17 protein-coding genes are annotated in these 18756 nt (G+C 63.2%); 14 read left to right on the forward strand and 3 right to left on the reverse strand.

Annotation, left to right across the window (positions count from 1 at the left end):
- The first annotated feature begins 22 nt into the window (after window positions 1–22).
- The 7 genes from B586_RS09060 to B586_RS09090 are packed head-to-tail and all read left to right on the forward strand — an operon-like array spanning window position 23 to window position 7483.
- The gene (locus B586_RS09060) at window positions 23–802 is read left to right on the forward strand and encodes a helix-turn-helix transcriptional regulator (RefSeq protein WP_054880134.1); all 780 of its coding nucleotides are present in this window, start codon (window positions 23–25) and stop codon (window positions 800–802) included.
- Window positions 803–853: 51 nt separating this feature from the next.
- Window positions 854–3439 carry a Fe-S cluster assembly protein SufB gene (sufB, locus tag B586_RS20055; RefSeq protein ID WP_156406741.1) on the forward strand — a complete coding sequence of 862 codons (2586 nt, stop codon included), beginning with the start codon at window positions 854–856 and terminating at the stop codon, window positions 3437–3439.
- The gene (sufD, locus tag B586_RS09070; RefSeq protein ID WP_054880133.1) at window positions 3436–4608 is read left to right on the forward strand and encodes a Fe-S cluster assembly protein SufD; all 1173 of its coding nucleotides are present in this window, start codon (window positions 3436–3438) and stop codon (window positions 4606–4608) included. Before sufB ends, sufD begins: the two co-directional genes overlap by 4 nt.
- Window positions 4605–5411 (forward strand): Fe-S cluster assembly ATPase SufC, encoded by an 807-nt coding sequence (gene sufC / locus B586_RS09075; RefSeq protein WP_047313842.1) that lies wholly within the window; start codon window positions 4605–4607, stop codon window positions 5409–5411. The genes sufD and sufC overlap by 4 nt, the downstream gene beginning before the upstream one ends.
- 2 nt (window positions 5412–5413) lie before the next feature.
- Window positions 5414–6667, forward strand: a complete 1254-nt coding sequence (locus B586_RS09080) for a cysteine desulfurase (protein ID WP_054880132.1) — start codon at window positions 5414–5416, stop codon at window positions 6665–6667.
- On the forward strand, window positions 6664–7161 hold the full coding sequence (sufU, locus tag B586_RS09085; RefSeq protein WP_047313844.1) for a Fe-S cluster assembly sulfur transfer protein SufU: 498 nt from the start codon (window positions 6664–6666) through the stop codon (window positions 7159–7161). The genes B586_RS09080 and sufU overlap by 4 nt, the downstream gene beginning before the upstream one ends.
- A complete protein-coding gene (locus B586_RS09090) occupies window positions 7136–7483 on the forward strand; it encodes a metal-sulfur cluster assembly factor (protein WP_047313845.1) in 348 nt (115 codons plus the stop codon). The genes sufU and B586_RS09090 overlap by 26 nt, the downstream gene beginning before the upstream one ends.
- Before the next feature lie 33 nt (window positions 7484–7516).
- Here the strand turns inward: B586_RS09090 and B586_RS09095 are convergent, their stop codons facing one another.
- Complete coding sequence (locus B586_RS09095; RefSeq protein WP_054880131.1) at window positions 7517–9358, reverse strand: acyl-CoA dehydrogenase; 1842 nt, start codon at window positions 9356–9358, stop codon at window positions 7517–7519.
- A gap of 53 nt (window positions 9359–9411) precedes the next feature.
- Here B586_RS09095 and B586_RS09100 point away from each other — a divergent pair, with 53 nt between their 5' ends.
- From B586_RS09100 to B586_RS09120, 5 genes are all read left to right on the forward strand, one after another.
- Window positions 9412–9609 carry a hypothetical protein gene (locus B586_RS09100; RefSeq protein ID WP_054880130.1) on the forward strand — a complete coding sequence of 66 codons (198 nt, stop codon included), beginning with the start codon at window positions 9412–9414 and terminating at the stop codon, window positions 9607–9609.
- A 39-nt stretch (window positions 9610–9648) separates the two neighbouring features.
- Window positions 9649–10008, forward strand: a complete 360-nt coding sequence (gene trxA / locus B586_RS09105) for a thioredoxin (RefSeq protein WP_047314006.1) — start codon at window positions 9649–9651, stop codon at window positions 10006–10008.
- A 72-nt stretch (window positions 10009–10080) separates the two neighbouring features.
- Window positions 10081–10890 carry an enoyl-CoA hydratase gene (locus tag B586_RS09110; protein ID WP_047313847.1) on the forward strand — a complete coding sequence of 270 codons (810 nt, stop codon included), beginning with the start codon at window positions 10081–10083 and terminating at the stop codon, window positions 10888–10890.
- A gap of 27 nt (window positions 10891–10917) precedes the next feature.
- Window positions 10918–12555 (forward strand): ABC-F family ATP-binding cassette domain-containing protein, encoded by a 1638-nt coding sequence (locus B586_RS09115; RefSeq protein ID WP_047313848.1) that lies wholly within the window; start codon window positions 10918–10920, stop codon window positions 12553–12555.
- A 104-nt stretch (window positions 12556–12659) separates the two neighbouring features.
- On the forward strand, window positions 12660–12851 hold the full coding sequence (locus B586_RS09120; RefSeq protein ID WP_054880129.1) for a helix-turn-helix domain-containing protein: 192 nt from the start codon (window positions 12660–12662) through the stop codon (window positions 12849–12851).
- Window positions 12852–12893: 42 nt separating this feature from the next.
- Here the strand turns inward: B586_RS09120 and B586_RS09125 are convergent, their stop codons facing one another.
- Together B586_RS09125 and B586_RS09130 are read right to left on the reverse strand one after the other, a co-directional pair.
- Window positions 12894–13457 carry a TetR/AcrR family transcriptional regulator gene (locus B586_RS09125; protein WP_047313850.1) on the reverse strand — a complete coding sequence of 188 codons (564 nt, stop codon included), beginning with the start codon at window positions 13455–13457 and terminating at the stop codon, window positions 12894–12896.
- A gap of 32 nt (window positions 13458–13489) precedes the next feature.
- Window positions 13490–16321, reverse strand: a complete 2832-nt coding sequence (locus tag B586_RS09130; protein WP_054880128.1) for an aconitate hydratase — start codon at window positions 16319–16321, stop codon at window positions 13490–13492.
- Window positions 16322–16536: 215 nt separating this feature from the next.
- Here B586_RS09130 and B586_RS09135 point away from each other — a divergent pair, with 215 nt between their 5' ends.
- Together B586_RS09135 and ripA are read left to right on the forward strand one after the other, a co-directional pair.
- A complete protein-coding gene (locus tag B586_RS09135) occupies window positions 16537–17076 on the forward strand; it encodes an Rv1476 family membrane protein (protein ID WP_054880127.1) in 540 nt (179 codons plus the stop codon).
- A gap of 242 nt (window positions 17077–17318) precedes the next feature.
- Window positions 17319–18731 carry an NlpC/P60 family peptidoglycan endopeptidase RipA gene (ripA, locus tag B586_RS09140; RefSeq protein ID WP_054880126.1) on the forward strand — a complete coding sequence of 471 codons (1413 nt, stop codon included), beginning with the start codon at window positions 17319–17321 and terminating at the stop codon, window positions 18729–18731.
- Window positions 18732–18756 lie beyond the last annotated feature (25 nt).

Consider the following 18756-nt stretch of genomic DNA (forward strand, 5'->3'; position numbering starts at 1 on the left):
CGTTGAGGAGTGGGGCCATCGGGTGTGTGACGGGCCCTCGGTCGCACCGAGGGTACCCTTGCTAGACCGATCGCCAGAATTGCGTCACACTGGTGTTGTGAAAATCCGGTCGGAGCTGGGTGCTGCTGCGGTAGCCGCGGTGCCGGATGGTCACACTCGCCGCGCGGTGGTGCGCTTGCTGCTGGAGTCCGGGTCGATCACCGCTGGTGAGATCGGTGACCGTCTGGGCCTGTCGGCTGCAGGCGTGCGGCGTCATCTCGACGTGCTCATCGAGGCGGGCGACGCCGAGTCTGTGGCTGCGGCGGCCTGGCAGCAGGTTGGCCGCGGCCGCCCCGCCAAGCATTACCGGCTGACCGCGGCGGGCCGGGCCAAGCTCGACCATGCCTACGACACCTTGGCGTCGGCGGCCATGCGACAACTGCGGGAAATCGGTGGGGAGGACGCGGTTCGCACGTTCGCCCGGCAGCGCATCGACGCGATCTTGGCCGATGTTGAGCCGGCCGGCGGCGCTGCCGATGTCGACGTTGAGGCAGCCGCCAACCGGGTCGCCAGTGCGTTGAGCGACGCCGGCTATGTCGCAACCACCACGCGGGTAGGCGGACCGATCCACGGAGTGGAGATCTGCCAGCATCATTGCCCGGTGTCCCATGTCGCCGAGGAATTCCCCGAATTGTGTGAAACCGAGCAGCAGGCTATTGCCGAGGTGCTCGGGACCCATGTGCAGCGGTTGGCGACGATCGTCAACGGAGATTGCGCCTGCACGACCCACGTGCCACTCACGCCGGTACCGAGCAAGACCTAACACCGCGGCGCTCAGCCCGCGCCACACCACGAGCACCAAAGGAGCGCTCAGATGACACTCACGTCAGAGGCCGCGAAGTCGCCGGCTCCCGAGCCGTTGACCCAGCAGCAGGCAATCGACTCGCTGGGTAAATACGGTTACGGGTGGGCGGACTCCGACGTCGCGGGTGCCAGCGCACAGCGCGGACTCTCTGAGGACGTTGTCCGCGACATCTCAGCGAAAAAGAACGAACCCGAATGGATGCTGCAAACCCGCCTGAAGGCGCTGCGCATCTTCGAGCGCAAGCCGATGCCGCGATGGGGCTCCAACCTGGACGGCATCGACTTCGACAACATCAAATACTTCGTGCGCTCTACCGAGAAACAGGCCGCCAGCTGGGATGAGCTGCCCGAAGATATTCGCAATACCTACGACCGGCTAGGCATCCCCGAGGCGGAGAAGCAGCGCCTCGTTGCCGGCGTAGCGGCGCAATACGAATGCCTCGCCGGCGACACTTTGGTGTGGACCGCCAATCGCGGCCAGATCCCAATCAAGGACGTGCAGTTCGGTGATCGGGTGTTTTCTTACGACGAAGACGGCAAGCGATTTGTGGTCGCGCCGGTCAAGGCATCGGCGCAGACTGACACCCGGCTCACTTACACGGTTCAGACCATCCGGCGGAGCATCCGTGCAACAGACAACCACCCGATGCTGGTATTGCGTGACGAGCGCAAGCCAGGTCGCCAACGCAGCCGGTATGCGCGGCGGTGGGTGTCGGTAGGCGAGATCAAGCCTGGCGACTTCATTGCCGTGCCACGGCAAGTGCCCGAATTTGGTGCCAGTGTTGACCTTCCGAGCATTCCTGGGTTCATATCACCGTCAACGAGTTCCGTTGACCTGATGTGGCTGCTTGGCTTGTACATCGGCGACGGCAACTTACATCTCTCGACGAAGACGTATCGCGTTGAATTCGCCATTCCAGCAACGGATGTCGAGCTGCGGGCCGAACTAGCTCGCGTCGTCAAAGATCTATTCGGGTTGTGCTGCATAGAAGCCGACGAGTTCCGCGTGGTGGTGAACTCCAAGGCGCTAACCGAGTTGATCGTGGAGTTCGGCTTCGGTGGCGTGTCGCTCACGAAGCGGGTACCAGACTGGGTTTACGGCTTGCCCGTCGATCAGCGATTGGCGTTCCTCGGCGGCTGGGTCGATGCCGACGGCTACGTGGGCCCTGACCAGAGTGGCTCAATCTTGTTGACCTGCGCCAATGAAGCGCTCATTGGTCAAGCGCGTGAACTGGCCGAGCTATCGGGTTTGCGCGCGGGCGGGCCGTGGTCCTTCGCGCAGCCTTATCGTCACGCGCCGGAGCGCATACAAGTCGCTTGGCGGCTCGGTATTTCCGGCAACTTTGAGCGGCTCGGATGTCGTAACACCAAGCGCACTAACCGCTTTGGACGCCGCAAGTACATGCATTCATCCAATGGTGCGCACGGGACAACGATTCGGGCGCACACCAATGAATGGCTTGGCTTCGAGCGGGTGAAGTCGATCGAACCGTACGCAGTCGAGCCGGTGTATGACATCGAGGTCGACGGCCCGCACAACTTCGTCGCCGAAGGTTTGGTGGTGCACAACTCCGAGGTCGTCTACCACCAGATTCGGGAGGACCTAGAGGCCCAAGGGGTCATATTCCTCGACACCGACACGGGTCTGCGGGAACACCCCGAGATCTTCAAGCAGTACTTCGGCACCGTGATCCCGGCGGGGGACAACAAGTTCTCCGCGCTGAACACCGCGGTGTGGTCAGGCGGCAGCTTCATAGTGGTCCCTCCGGGCGTGCACGTCGACATCCCGCTGCAGGCCTATTTCCGGATCAACACCGAGAACATGGGTCAGTTCGAGCGGACGCTGATCATCGTGGATGAGAACGCATACGTTCACTATGTGGAGGGCTGCACCGCTCCTATTTACAAGTCGGACTCGCTGCACTCGGCAGTCGTCGAGATCATCGTAAAGCCTGGTGGCCGTTGCCGTTACACGACCATCCAGAACTGGTCGAACAACGTTTACAACTTGGTCACCAAGCGCGCCCGTGCCGAAGCGGGTGCCACCATGGAATGGATTGACGGCAACATCGGGTCCAAGGTCACCATGAAGTACCCGGCGGTCTGGATGACCGGTGAGCACGCCAAAGGTGAGGTGTTGTCAGTGGCGTTCGCCGGCGAAGACCAGCACCAGGACACCGGTGCCAAGATGCTGCACCTGGCGCCGAACACGTCGAGCAATATCGTGTCCAAATCGGTGGCTCGAGGTGGGGGCCGCACCTCCTACCGCGGCCTGGTGCAGGTGAATAAAGGCGCACAGGGGTCGCGCTCCAGCGTGAAATGCGATGCGCTGCTGGTCGATACGATCAGCCGCAGCGACACCTATCCGTACGTCGATATCCGCGAAGACGACGTCACGATGGGCCATGAGGCCACCGTCTCGAAGGTCAGCGAGAACCAGCTGTTCTACCTGATGAGCCGTGGGCTAACCGAGGACGAGGCAATGGCGATGGTGGTGCGCGGCTTCGTCGAGCCGATCGCCAAGGAACTGCCGATGGAGTACGCGCTGGAACTCAACCGGCTGATCGAGTTGCAGATGGAGGGCGCGGTCGGATGAGCTCCGCCGCTCTGAAAGCCGCCTTAAACAAGGGCGAGCTTTTCGCATCCTTCGATGTTGACGCTTTTGAGGTTCCGCACGGTCGCGACGAGATCTGGCGGTTTACCCCGTTGCGGCGGTTGCGCGGGCTGCATGACGGCTCGGCCGTGGCCAATGGCAAGGCACAGATCACTGTCAGCCAGCCGCCCGGCGTGCAGACCGAGACCGTGGGCCGTGGCGACGGACGGCTGGGGCAGGGCGGTATCCCCGCTGACCGTGTTGCGGCCCAGGCATTTTCGTCGTTCAACTCGGCGACGGTGGTGACCGTCGGGCGGGACACGCAGATCGCTGAGCCGGTCAACATCGCCGTCACGGGGCCCGGCGAAGGCGCAGTGGCTTACGGCCATCTACAGATCAGGGTCTGCGAACTCGGCGAAGCGGTCGTGGTCATTGACCACCGGGGGAGTGGAACTTACGCCGACAACGTCGAATTCATCGTCGAGGCCGCCGCGCGGCTCACCGTGGTGTGGATCGCTGACTGGGCCGACGACATGGTTCACCTCAGCGCGCACCACGCCCTGCTGGGCAAGGACGCGGTGCTGCGGCATGTCACCGTCACGCTGGGCGGCGAGGTCGTGCGGATGTCGGCCAACGTACGATTCTCCGGGCCCGGTGGGGATGCTGAGCTGCTGGGTTTGTACTTCGCCGACGACGGGCAGCACCTCGAGTCGCGGCTACTGGTCGATCACGCTCATCCCGACTGCACGTCGAATGTGCTGTACAAAGGTGCGCTGCAAGGAGATCCGGACTCGTCACGGCCCGACGCGCATACCGTCTGGGTCGGTGACGTGTTGATTCGCGCCGAGGCGACCGGCACCGACACTTTCGAGGTGAACCGTAATCTGGTGCTCACCGACGGTGCGCGTGCCGACTCGGTGCCCAACTTGGAGATCGAGACCGGTGAGATCGTCGGCGCCGGACATGCCAGCGCTACCGGACGTTTCGACGATGAGCAGCTGTTCTATCTGCGTTCCCGTGGCATTGGCGAAGAGCAGGCCCGTCGGCTGGTGGTCCGCGGCTTCTTCGGCGAAATCATCTCCAAGGTCGCGGTGCCCCAGGTCCGGGACCGCCTGACCGCAGCCATCGAACACGAACTGACCATCACGGAATCGAGATCAACAGCCTCATGACGACTTTGACAGTCAAAGACCTGCACGTCAGCGTTGAGAATCCCAACGCTGCCGAATCCGAGCGACAGATCCCCATCCTCAATGGCGTCGACCTGACCGTGAAATCCGGTGAGACGCATGCGTTGATGGGTCCCAACGGCTCCGGCAAGTCCACATTGTCTTATGCCATCGCGGGCCACCCCAAGTACCGGGTTACCTCGGGATCCATCACGCTGGACGGTGCGGACGTGCTAGCGATGAGCATCGACGAGCGCGCGCGAGCCGGGTTGTTTCTGGCCATGCAATATCCCGTCGAGGTACCTGGCGTGTCGGTGTCGAACTTCCTGCGCTCAGCCGCGACCGCCATCCGCGGCGAGCCGCCTAAACTACGGCACTGGGTCAAAGAGGTGAAGGCCGCGATGAGCGCGCTGGAGATCGATCCGGTCTTCGCCGAGCGCAGCGTCAACGAGGGCTTCTCCGGTGGCGAAAAGAAGCGTCACGAGATCCTGCAGCTGGAACTGCTCAAGCCCAAGATCGCCATCCTGGACGAGACCGATTCCGGGTTGGACGTTGACGCGTTGCGAGTAGTCAGCGAAGGGGTGAACCGCTATGCCGAATCGGAGCACGGCGGCATCCTGTTGATCACCCATTACACCCGCATCCTGCGCTACATCCATCCGGAATTCGTGCACGTGTTCGTCGGCGGCCGGATCGTCGAGTCCGGTGGCTCGGAGCTGGCCGACGAACTTGAGCAGAACGGCTACGTACGTTTCGCCCCCGCAAGCGGGAGGTACCCCCACCAAGCGGCGGCAACCGGGGCCTAACCATGACTATCTCGCTGACCCCGCTGGATCTCTCGGCGATCCGTGCCGATTTCCCGATCCTCAAGCGCGTCATGCGAGGCGGAAACCAGTTGGCGTACCTGGATTCCGGGGCGACGTCGCAGCGTCCGGTACAGGTCCTTGACGCCGAGCGCGACTTTCTCGTCACGTCCAACGGTGCGGTGCACCGCGGTGCGCACCAACTGATGGAAGAGGCCACTGATGCCTACGAGCAGGGACGCGCCGATATCGCGGCATTTGTCGGTGCTGACGTCGACGAATTGGTCTTCACCAAGAACGCCACCGAATCGCTCAACTTGGTGTCTTATGTCTTCGGCGACAAGCGGTTCAACGCCGCGGTGACCGAAGGGGACGTCATTGTCACCACCGAGCTCGAGCACCACGCCAACCTGATCCCCTGGCAAGAGCTCGCCCGTCGCACCGGTGCTACGTTGCGCTGGTACGGCGTCACCGACGACGGGCGCATCGACCTGGACTCGCTGCAACTCGACGAGCACGTCAAAGTTGTTGCCTTCAGCCACCATTCCAATGTGACCGGTGCGGTAGCGCCGGTACGCGAGTTGGTCTCGAGGGCCAAGGAGGCGGGTGCGCTGACGGTGCTGGACGCCTGCCAGGCAGTGCCGCACCAGCCGGTCGACTTGCATGGGTTAGGTGTCGATTTCGCCGCGTTTTCCGGGCATAAAATGTTGGGCCCCAACGGGATCGGTGTGCTCTACGGGCGTCGCGAGCTGCTATCGGCGATGCCGCCATTTCTTACCGGCGGTTCGATGATCGAGACAGTGACGATGGAAGCTACAACGTATGCGCCGGCGCCGCAGCGATTTGAAGCTGGTACCCCGATGACCTCCCAGGTGGTCGGATTAGCCGCAGCGGCACGCTATCTCGACGCCATCGGGATGGACGCCGTCGAAGCCCACGAACGCGAGCTGGTCACCGCGGCCGTTAAGGGTCTGTCCGAAATCGATGGCGTACGCATCATCGGGCCGACGTCGATGGAGAACCGCGGCTCGCCGGTGTCGTTCGTTGTCGACGGTGTTCACGCGCACGACGTCGGTCAGGTGCTCGACGACGACGGCGTGGCTGTGCGGGTCGGGCACCACTGCGCGTTGCCGCTGCATCGCCGATTCGCCCTGGCAGCCACTGCGCGGGCGTCGTTTGCCGTATACAACACCGTCGACGAGGTCAACCGTTTGGTGGCAGGTGTGCGACGCGCGCTGGATTTCTTTGGGAGAGACTGACGTTGCGCCTAGAACAGATCTATCAGGAAGTGATCCTCGATCACTACAAGCACCCTCAGCATCGTGGGCTGCGGGAGCCGTTCGGCGCGCAGGTGTACCACGTCAACCCGATCTGCGGTGACGAAATCACCTTGCGGGTGGCGTTATCCGCCGACGGTGCGAGCGTCGCAGACATTTCTTATGACGGACAAGGCTGTTCGATCAGCCAGGCGTCAACCTCGGTGCTGGCCCAGCAGGTGATCGGTCAGAGTGTGCCCGACGCGCTGGACACCATCTCCGCATTCACCGAGATGGTGTCCTCGCGCGGAACGATTGAGGGTGATGAAGACGTCCTGGGCGATGGGGTCGCGTTCGCCGGAGTAGCCAGGTACCCGGCCCGGGTGAAATGCGCGCTACTTGGCTGGATGGCTTGCAAAGATGCATTGGCGCGAGCCAGCTCGAAACACGAAGCCTTCGAGGAGGTCACAGATGAGCGAAACCACCGTGCCGGGTGACGAGCTGCTCGCCGACGTTGAGGAGGCGATGCGCGACGTCGTCGACCCGGAACTGGGGATCAACGTCGTCGATCTCGGACTGGTCTATGGCCTGGGTCTTGAAGAGGGCGACGAAGGAACGGTCGCGCTGATCGACATGACGTTGACGTCGGCGGCCTGCCCGCTGACCGACGTCATCGAGGACCAGTCACGCAGCGCGTTGGTCGGCAGTGGTCTGGTCAGCGACCTGCGGATCAACTGGGTTTGGACCCCGCCGTGGGGCCCGGACAAAATCAGCGACGACGGGCGCGAACAACTACGCGCCCTCGGCTTTACCGTCTAAAGCTTGGGGTGTAGGCAGGCTATGCGTGATCGGTCAGAACGCGTCCTCGGAGACGCGCATGATCTCGTCGTCGATGGACCCGACGATGCCGCGCAGCGCGGTCAATCTCGGCAACATGTTCTTGGCGAAGAACGCTGCGGTCGCGATCTTGCCTTGATAGAACGCTAAATCAGTTTTGCCGTCGTTGCCTGCCTCGATGTTAGCCAGCGTGGCGCGTGCGATATCGGCTTGCACCAGTAACCGCCAACCGATCAACAGATCGCCGACGGCCAGCAGGTAGCGCACTGATCCGAGCCCCACCTTGTGAATATCGGTAGGGTGTTGTGCGGCGGACATAAGGTATCCGGTCAACGCGCCCGTCATCGCCGTGATGTCATCGAGCGCGGTCGCAAGCAGCTCGGCTTCGGTTTTCAGCGACTCATCGCAGTTTTCGATGGTGCGACTGATCTGAGCTGTCACATGCTGCAATGCTTGACCGTGGTCGCGGACGATTTTGCGGAAAAAGAAGTCCAGCGCCTGGATGGCAGTGGTGCCCTCGTAGAGGGAATCAATCTTGGCGTCACGGACGTACTGCTCAATGGGGTAGTCGACCAAAAAGCCCGAACCGCCTAGCGTCTGCAGCGACTCGGTCAGGATTTCGTAGGCCCGTTCCGAGCCCACCCCCTTAACGATCGGTAACAGCAGATCGTCCACGCGGTGCGCCATGTCGGGATCCGCTCCAGAAACCTGTTGCGCTACATCGGCGTCCTGGTGCGCTGCGGCATAAAGATAGAGCGCCCGCAGACCCTCGGCGTAGGCTTTCTGAGTCATCAGGCTGCGGCGCACATCGGGGTGATGCATGATGGTGACCCGCGGTGCGGTCTTATCGGTCATCTGGGTCAAATCCGCGCCCTGGACCCGTTCCTTAGCGTAGGCAAGCGCGTTCAGGTAGCCCGTGGACAGCGTGCCGGCCGATTTGACGCCGATCGTCATGCGAGCGTGCTCAATGATGGTGAACATCTGCGCGATCCCGTTGTGCACGCCGCCGACCAGATAGCCAACGGCGGGCACGTCGGTGGCACCGAAAGTCAACTCGCATGTGGGAGAGGACTTCAGCCCCATCTTGTGTTCCAGCCCGGTAACGAAAACGCCGTTGCGGGGCCCGAGTTCGAAGGTGTCGGGGTCGAAAAGGTGGTTGGGGACATAGAACAGGCTCAACCCTTTGGTACCCGGACCGGCGCCCTCGGGTCGAGCCAGCACCAGATGGAAGATGTTCTCGGCGGTATTGCCGACGTCTCCGCCGGAGATGAATCGCTTGACGCCCTCGATGTGCCAGGTGCCGTCGGGTTGTTCGACGGCCTTGGCCCGGGCCGCGCCCACATCGGAGCCTGCGTCGGGTTCGGTGAGCACCATGGTGGCCTGCCATCCGCGCTCGACCCCCTTCGCCGCCCAGTGACGTTGCTGTTCGTTGCCTTCGATGTAGAGCGCATTGGCCATCACCGGGCCCAGGTTGAAGAAACACGCTGAGGGATTAGCGCAGAAGATCATTTCGTTGACCGCCCAGGTCAGCGGTGCCGGCGCGGCCATGCCGCCGATCTCCTCGGCCAGACCCAGGCGCCACCACTCGGCCTCCTTGATCGCTTGCACCGACTTGACCAACTCGGCGGGCACGCTGATGGTGTGGGTCGCGGGGTCGAACACCGGTGGGTTGCGGTCTGCGTAGGCGAACGACTCGGCAACCGGTCCTTCCGCCAAGCGAGCGGCTTCGGTCAATATCGTTCGCACCGTGTCGACGTCGAGATCGCCATAGCGTCCAGTGCCGAGAACGGCCGCTAGATCAAGGACCTCGAACAGGTTGAACTCGAGATCACGGACGTTAGCGATGTAGTGGCCCAATGCGGTTCCCTCCAGTCCCGATAGTCACGCCTCAGTGTGTCCGACTTGGGAAAATGTACGCAACCGTAACTTGGCTGGGACCGCGGTTTACCGCGCTGGTTGCCGCCCCAGCCGCCGGCCTCGACAGCTCGGGCGCCGTGATCTCGTTGCAGTGCCTGGAAGCGCAGCGTGATCCCGGATCCACATACCTGTGCGGCCATCCCGACCATCATGGCGGGCGGCGGCGTCAACCGTGCGCTGACGGTGAATAGTCCGGGAACACGGCGCCGGTGTGCGGCGTTGGGCCAGACGTGACCACACGAGACCTCACTGCTGAGCAGTTCAACGAAACCATCAACGGCAACGACATGGTGCTTGTCGACTTTTGGGCGTCCTGGTGCGGGCCGTGTCGGGCGTTTGCGCCGACGTTCCAGGCGTCGTCGGAGAAGCACCCCGACATCGTGCACGCCAAAGTAGACACCGAAGCCGAACAGCAGCTGGCATCGGCCGCCGAGATCCGGTCCATCCCCACGCTGATGGCCTTCAAGAAAGGCAAGCTGCTGTTTAACCAGGCCGGGGCCCTGCCGCCGGCGGCGTTGGAGGATTTGGTGCAACAAATCAAGGCCTTCGACGTCGCCGACGATCCGGGCGCGCCAGCCGAACAGGTCTAACCAGGACGTGCGTGGGCGGTGTTTGCGCGGATTCGGCGTTACCGTGGGCGCCGTGCGCGCTAACTTTCAACGGTGACTTTCGTACTTGTTGACCACCCGCGGCCGGGCGTCGCGTTAATAACCCTCAACCGGCCGGAGCGGATGAACTCCATGGCGTTCGATGTCATGGTGCCGTTCAAGAGGGCGCTCGAGAAGGTCACTTACGACAATTCGGTGCGAGTGGTCGTGCTGACCGGGGCAGGCAGAGGCTTTTCGTCGGGTGCCGATCACAAGTCCGCGGGAGCGGTGCCGCACGTCGACGGATTGACCCGGCCGACCTATGCGCTGCGCTCCATGGAGCTTCTCGACGACGTCATCTTAATGTTGCGCCGGTTGCACCAACCGGTGATCGCCGCGGTCAACGGCCCAGCCATCGGTGGTGGGCTCTGCCTAGCGCTGGCGGCCGATATCCGGGTGGCCGCCACCACTGCCTACTTTCGGGCCGCGGGCATCAACAACGGGCTAACCGCCAGCGAACTGGGGCTGAGTTATCTATTGCCTCGGGCCATCGGATCCTCGCGCGCGTTCGAGATCATGCTGACCGGTCGCGATATCACCGCCGAGGAGGCCGAACGGATCGGTCTGGTGTCCTGCCATGTGCCGGATGAGCAGCTGCTCGACACCTGTTATGCGATCGCAGCGCGGATTGCGGCGTTCTCCCGGCCAGGAATCGAGTTGACCAAACGCACACTCTGGAGTGGACTAGACGCCGCTAGCCTAGAAACCCACATGCAGACCGAGGGTCTGGGACAGCTTTTTGTTCGGCTGCTCACCGCCAACTTCGAAGAAGCGGTTGCCGCACGCGCCGAGCAGCGGCCGGCAGTGTTTACCGATGACAAGTGACGATAACCAACAATAAGGGGAGCGAATGTGATCACGGCCACGGACCTGGAGGTCCGCGCTGGTGCGCGCATCTTGCTCTCACCCGACGGCCCGGACTTGCGCGTGCAGCCCGGTGACCGCATCGGTCTGGTTGGGCGCAACGGCGCAGGCAAAACCACCACCCTGCGCATCTTGGCCGGGGAAACTGAACCCTATGCCGGGTCGGTCACCCGGACCGGTGAAATCGGTTACCTGCCGCAAGATCCCAAAGAGGGCGATCTTGACGTGTTAGCCCGAGACCGGGTGCTGTCCGCCCGCGGATTGGACGTGCTGCTGACCGATTTAGAGAAGCAGCAGGCATTGATGGCCGAGGTTGCCGACGACGACGCGCGTGATCGCGCGATCCGCCGCTACGGCCAGCTCGAGGAGCGATTCGTCGCGTTGGGGGGCTACAGCGCCGAAAGTGAAGCCGGCCGGATCTGCGCGAGTCTAGGCCTGCCCGAACGGGTGCTTACCCAGCAGTTGCACACCTTGTCGGGAGGTCAGCGGCGCCGGGTGGAGCTGGCGCGCATTCTGTTCGCGGCCTCCGAAGGAGGAGCCGGTGCTTCCGGTTCGGGAACCACGCTGCTGCTGGATGAGCCGACCAACCACCTCGACGCCGATTCGCTTGGCTGGCTGCGGGATTTCTTGCGGTCGCACACTGGCGGACTGGTGGTGATCAGCCACAACGTCGAGTTGATCGCCGATGTCGTCAACCGGGTGTGGTTCCTGGACGCGGTGCGCGGCGAGGTCGACGTCTACAACATGGGCTGGCAGAAGTACCTCGACGCCCGGGCCACCGACGAGCAGCGCCGCCGCCGAGAACGCGCTAACGCCGAACGCAAGGCCACCGCGCTGCGGACACAAGCCGCCAAGATGGGCGCCAAGGCGACCAAAGCTGTTGCGGCTCAAAACATGTTGCGTCGAGCCGATCGGATGATGGCTGCACTCGACGAGGAACGGGTCGCCGAGAAGGTGGCCCGGATCAAGTTTCCTACCCCAGCGGCGTGCGGGCGCACACCACTGGTGGCCAAGGGGCTAAGTAAGACGTATGGGTCCCTTGAAGTGTTCACTGGTGTGGATTTGGCTATCGACCGCGGCTCGCGCGTGGTCGTGCTGGGCCTCAACGGTGCCGGCAAGACCACGTTGTTGCGAGTGCTGGCCGGCGCCGAGTTGCCCGACGCCGGCGGGCTAGAACCTGGACACGGTTTGCGGATCGGCTATTTCGCGCAGGAACACGACACGCTTGATAACGAAGACACTGTCTGGCAGAACATCCGGCACGCCGCACCCGAGTCCGGCGAACAGGACCTACGCGGCCTGCTCGGCGCGTTCATGTTCAGCGGCCCGCAGCTCGACCAACCGGCGGGCACCCTCTCCGGCGGCGAGAAGACCCGACTCGCCCTCGCAGGCCTGGTGGCGTCCACGGCGAACGTGTTATTGCTCGACGAACCGACCAACAATCTCGATCCCGCGTCGCGCGAGCAGGTGCTCGACGCGTTGCGTAGTTATCAGGGCGCGGTGGTACTGGTGACGCACGACCCCGGGGCGGCGGAGGCGCTGGATCCGCAACGTGTCGTGCTGTTGCCTGACGGCACCGAGGACTATTGGTCCGACGAGTATCGGGATCTCATCGAGTTAGCCTGACCAATTAAAGGCGGTGCAGCAGGCCTTTTCGGCCAAAGTGGCCCCGCCGCCGCCGACGGGTTCTTACGCTATGAGCTTAGAGTCTGTCGATGCGTGGAGGCGCGATGAGAAAGTCGAAGAAGACGCGCGATGAGTTGTTGCATGAGTTGCGGCATGCCTATGAGGGCGGGGCCAGCATCCGCAGCCTGGTGGCCACCACCGGAAAGTCATACGGATCCGTTCATAGCATGCTGCGCGAGTCGGGCACCACAATGCGCAGCCGTGGCGGTCCCAACCACCGCGCTCGGTCACGCTAGCCGCTTCTAGTGGGCCAGCCGCGAGTGTAGCGCCGGCCGAATCTACCTGCGGCGCACCGAGTTCTCCACTAAGTCGAGGACCGCGCCGAGCCGCTGCGGGTCTTCGCCGGAGGCCAGTCGGGCCACCAATCCATCCAGAACCAGGTCCAGGTAGCACTGCAGCACATCGCTCGGAACATCGTCGCGCACTCGGCCGGCCTGCTTTTGTCGACGCAGCCGATCCATTGTCGCCGCGGCCAACTCCGCGGAGCGTTCCGCCCATCCGCGGCTGAATGCCGGGTCGGTGCGCAGCTTGCGAGCGATCTCCAACCTGGTGACCAGCCAGTCGAACTGTTCGGGTGCGGCGAGCATGTCGCGCATCACCTGAATCAGACCTGCGCGCGCTGCGACATCGGCCATCCGCTCGGCATCTTCGTGGGCCAAGGCAAAAAACAGCGTGTCCTTGTCCCGGAAGTGGTGGAAGATCGCGCCGCGCGACATTCCGATCGCTTGTTCCAGCCGACGCACGGTGGCCTTGTCATAACCATATTCGGCAAAGCAGCGGCGGGCGCCGTCGAGGATTTGACGGCGACGAGCCGCCAGATGGTCTTCACTGACCTTAGGCACGGGTGGCTTGTCCTAGGCGGGGGTGGTTGGGATTAGCCCGCCTTCAGCATGTTGCGCAGCACGTACTGCAGGATGCCGCCGTTGCGGTAGTAGTCGGCCTCACCGGGGGTGTCGATGCGCACCACCGCGTCGAACGCCACTATAGCTCCGGCGGCCTTGCTGGCCTTGACATGCACGGTCTTTGGTGTCTTGCCATCATTGAGCACATCGATACCGCTGATCTCGAACACCTCGGTACCGTCCAGCCCAAGCGACGAAGCCGATTCGCCCTTCGGGAATTGCAGCGGGATCACGCCCATACCAATCAGGTTGGAGCGGTGGATGCGTTCGAACGACTCGGCGATCACCGCCCGCACTCCTAGCAGCAACGTGCCCTTGGCCGCCCAGTCGCGCGACGATCCGGATCCGTATTCTTTGCCGCCGAGTACCACCAGCGGAATGTTTTCTGCCGCATAGTTTTGGGCCGCGTCGTAGATGAATGCCTGCGGAGCGCCGGGCTTGGTGAAGTCGCGGGTGTAGCCGCCCGCAACGTCGTCGAGCAGCATATTGCGCAATCTGATGTTAGCGAACGTGCCACGGATCATGACTTCGTGGTTGCCGCGCCGCGACCCGAAGGAGTTGTAGTCCAAGTGGCCGACGCCGTGCGCGTCGAGGTACTGTGCCGCCGGGGTACCCGGTTTGATGGCGCCGGCGGGGGAGATATGGTCGGTGGTCACCGAGTCGCCTAGCAGCGCCAGCACTCGAGCACCGGTGATGTTACGCACCGGCGCGGGTTCCGCGGACATTCCCTCGAAGTAGGGAGGTTTGCGCACATACGTCGAATTCTGGTCCCACTCAAAGGTATTGCCGCTCGGTGTGGGCAGGTTGCGCCAGCGGTCATCGCCCTTGAACACGTCGGCGTAGTTCTTGGTGAACATCTCCTGATTGATCGCCGAGGCGATGGTGTCGGCGACATCTTTTTGCGAGGGCCAGATGTCTTTCAAGTAGACATCCTTGCCGTCTTTATCTGTGCCCAGTGGCTGGCTCTCGAAGTCGAAGTCCATCGTCCCGGCCAGCGCGTAGGCGATCACTAGCGGTGGCGAGGCCAAGTAGTTCATCTTCACATCGGGGTTGATGCGCCCTTCGAAGTTTCGGTTGCCCGACAGCACGGCGGCCACCGAAAGGTCGTTGTCGTTGACCGCTTTCGAAATCTCGTCGGGCAGCGGGCCAGAGTTGCCAATGCAGGTGGTGCAGCCGTAGCCGACCAGATAGAAGCCGAGCTTCTCCAAATACGGCCACAGACCGGAGCGGTCGTAGTAGTCGTTGACCACCTGCGATCCCGGCGCCATGGTGGTCTTCACCCATGGCTTGGAGGCCAGTCCCTTTTCGACGGCGTTGCGGGCCAGTAGCGCCGCGCCCAGCATCACCTCCGGATTGGAGGTGTTGGTGCACGACGTGATCGCGGCGATCACCACCGCGCCGTGGTCGAGCACGAACTCGCCGAGTTCTTGCGACTTGACCCGCACCGGGTTGCTCACTCGGCCGTCGGCATGCGCGGCGGCGGATTGCACTACCACCTCATCGTCGTTGGCGAACGACAGCTGCCCGGGGTCGCTGGCCGGGAATGTCTCCTCGACCACCTCGTCCAGCTTCGAGTGGTGATCGTGCGGCGAACCGCCGCCGACATAGTTGGGAATCTGCTCGCGGAACGTGGACTTGGCTTGCGTCAAGACGATTCGGTCCTGCGGACGCTTCGGTCCGGCGATTGACGGCACCACGTCAGACAGGTTTAGTTCGAGGTATTCGGAGAACGCCGGCTCGTGCTTGGGGTCGTGCCACAGGCCCTGCTCTTTGGCGTAACCCTCGACCAGGGCAACCTGCTCAGGCGTGCGGCCGGTGAACCGCAGGTAGTTAATCGTCTCTTCGTCGATCGGGAAAATTGCTGCGGTGGAACCGAATTCAGGGCTCATGTTGCCTAGAGTGGCGCGGTTGGCCAGCGGTACCTCGGCCACGCCCTCGCCGTAGAACTCGACGAACTTGCCGACAACGCCGTGCTTGCGCAGCATCTCGGTGACGGTCAGCACGACATCGGTGGCCGTGACACCCGGCTGAATCTCACCGGTCAGCTTGAAGCCGACCACCCGGGGGATCAGCATCGACACCGGCTGGCCCAACATGGCGGCCTCAGCTTCGATGCCCCCTACGCCCCAGCCGAGGACGCCGAGGCCGTTGACCATCGTGGTATGCGAGTCGGTGCCCACGCAGGTGTCGGGGTATGCAGTTATTGTTCCCGCGCCGTCTGCGCGGGTCATCACCACACTCGCCAGGTATTCGATGTTGACCTGATGCACGATGCCGGTGCCCGGTGGCACCACCTTGAAGTCGCGGAACGCGCCCTGTCCCCAGCGCAGGAACTGGTAGCGCTCGCCGTTGCGCTGGTACTCGATTTCGACGTTGCGCTCGAATGCGTCGGCCCGGCCGAACAGGTCGGCGATCACCGAGTGGTCGATCACCAGGTCCGCCGGCGCCAGGGGGTTGACTTTGTCCGGGTTGCCGCCGAGATCCCCGATGGCCTCCCGCATGGTGGCCAAGTCGACGATGCACGGCACGCCGGTGAAGTCCTGCATGACGACCCGGGCCGGCGTGTACTGGATTTCGATGCTGGGCTCTGCCTGTCGATCCCAGTTCGCGATGGCTTCGATGTGGTCTTTGGTGATATTGCTGCCGTCCTCGTTGCGTAGCAGGTTCTCGGCGAGGACTTTGAGGCTGTAGGGGAGTTTCTTGGTATTGGGGACGGCGTCGAGACGATAGATCTGGTAACTGTTCTCGCCGATTTTCAGGGTGTCGCGGGCGGAAAACGAGTTCACCGAACCTTTGCTACTCACATCAACTCCCTGGGATTAAATTCTCCCGCCGACGGGTCGTGTCGACGGTGCTTCGAATGCTCAAGCCACATTAACAGTACGCTTGTCCTGCATTGTGCTTTGCGGCGAGATTGCCGCCATGGTCGTTGTTGCAACTCTCAGTCGCAGCCCTCACGGCAATCTCGACACCCAGTGTCGCGTACCGTGCCGGTAGCGCCACAGCAGGAGGGACATCGATGACCGGGCACCCGCTGCCGATCTACATTCCGCAAGATGTCGATATGACCGCGGTGAAGTCTGAGGTCGCCGCGGCCGGCGTCAGTGCGCCACCGGCCGCCATGCCGGGACTGCTCGAGGTGGTCAACCATGCGCACGCCGAGGGCATCAACCTCAAGATCGTCTTGCTCGACCACAACCCCCCGAACGACACGCCGTTGCGCGATATCGCCACCGTGGTTGGCGCCGACTACCCAGATGTCACAGTTCTCACGCTTAGCCCCAACTACGTCGGCAGCTACAGCACGCATTACCCGCGCGTCACGCTGGAGGCGGGGGAAGACATCTCCAAGACCGGTAACTCCGTGCAGTCCGCACAGAATTTCTTGGGTGAACTGAACACCCCCGAGTTTCCGTGGACCGCGTTGACCATCGTAGTGCTGATCGGGGTGCTGGCGGCAGCGGTCGGTACTCGGTTCATGCAGCTGCGCAGCAAGCGGTCAGCAACATCAGCGGACGCCGCCGACATTCCGGTAGAAAACTCGAATCAGGCCGACTAGCCAAGTAAATGCCGTTCCTCCGGTGCCGTCGCACCGGCCGAAGCTCGTGATGCGGCAAACACACTAGGTCACTGTTCGGTCACAGTAGTCGCACGTCCTGAATGCAGTTTGTGGCTTGCGTTTCCTCAGCGTCAGATGTGACGTACGGTGCGGATGATGCTCATGTTGTCATCGGCGTTGTCCGCGAAAGCAGTGGTTAGTGCGCCGCCCGTCCGTGTTGAGCCATAGGAGATCCGAGTCGAATGAGACGGCCCCGCCGTGGCTCTGTTTTGCGACCGACCGCAAGGTTTGCGCGGCCGGCCATTCCGTCACTCGTGAGTGCGGCCCTGCTGGTATGCCCCCCGGGGCTGGCGACCGCTGATCCAGGCGGCAACAGCGTGGCCACCTTGATCGCCGACGTTGCCAAGGCCAACCAGCGGCTAGAAAACCTGAGTGCGGCTATCGAAACCGAAGAGCAAAGCGTCAACAAGGCGATGGTTGACGTGGAGACGGCCCGGGACGACGCCGCCGCGGCCGATCACGACTTCGAGGTCAGCCAGCAGTCGGTCAAGGACGCGAATGCGGCGATCAACGCGGCTCAGCATCGGTTCGACCGCTTCGCGGCGGCCACGTACATGAACGGCCCGTCGAGCGGCTACCTGATTGCCACCAGCCCAGATGACATCATTGCCACCGCGACCGCCGCCCGGACGCTGACCGCCAGTTCGGAGGCGGCGATGGCTAACCTGCAGCGGGCCCGGACCGAGCAAGTGAACAAGGAGTCAGTGGCGCGGCTGGCCAAGCAGAAGGCCGATAAGGCCGCCGACGACGCCAAGGCCAGCATGGACGCCGCGGTGGCGGCGCTCACCGAGTCGCAGCGCAAATTTAACGAGCAGCGAGACGAAGTCAATCGACTGGCTGCCGAGCGGGACCAGGCGCAGGCCAGGCTCGAGGCGGCCCAACTCGCGGCCGCAACCTGGACGGTGTCCGGCGATCGGTGGGATCCCGGTTCGCCAGCGTCGACCGGCCCGGTCGGCGGCCGCAAGTGGGACGGCTGGGATCCCACGCTGCCGGCGATACCCAGCGCCAACATCCCGGGCGACCCGATCGCGGTGATCAACCAGTTGCTGGGCTATTCGGCGACCTCGGCGCAGGTCACCGCCAGCATGGGGCGTAACTTCCTGCAGCAGCTGGGCATCTTGAAACCGACCGACACCGGTATCACCAACGCCCCGACCGGATCGACGCAGGGCCGCATTCCGCGGGTTTACGGGCGGCAAGCCTCCGAATACGTGATCCGTCGTGGCATGGCGCAGATCGGCGTGCCCTACTCCTGGGGCGGCGGCAACGCGGCTGGCCCGAGTAAGGGAATCGACTCGGGTGCCGGGATTACCGGCTTCGACTGTTCGGGGCTGGTTTTGTACTCGTTCGCCGGGGTGGGCATCAAGCTGCCGCACTACTCCGGCTCGCAGTACAACCTGGGCCGCAAGATCCCGTCCTCGCAGATGCGCCGCGGCGACGTTATCTTCTACGGCCCGGGCGGCAGCCAGCACGTGACGATCTACCTCGGCAATGGCCAGATGCTCGAGGCCCCCGACATCGGTTTGAAGGTGCGCGTCGCCCCGGTGCGTACCAGCGGCATGACCCCGTACGTGGTCCGCTACATCGAATACTAAACGAGGCTGACTATTAACGAGGAGC

It is taken from the genome of Mycobacterium haemophilum DSM 44634 (assembly GCF_000340435.2).
Taxonomy (GTDB): domain Bacteria; phylum Actinomycetota; class Actinomycetes; order Mycobacteriales; family Mycobacteriaceae; genus Mycobacterium; species Mycobacterium haemophilum.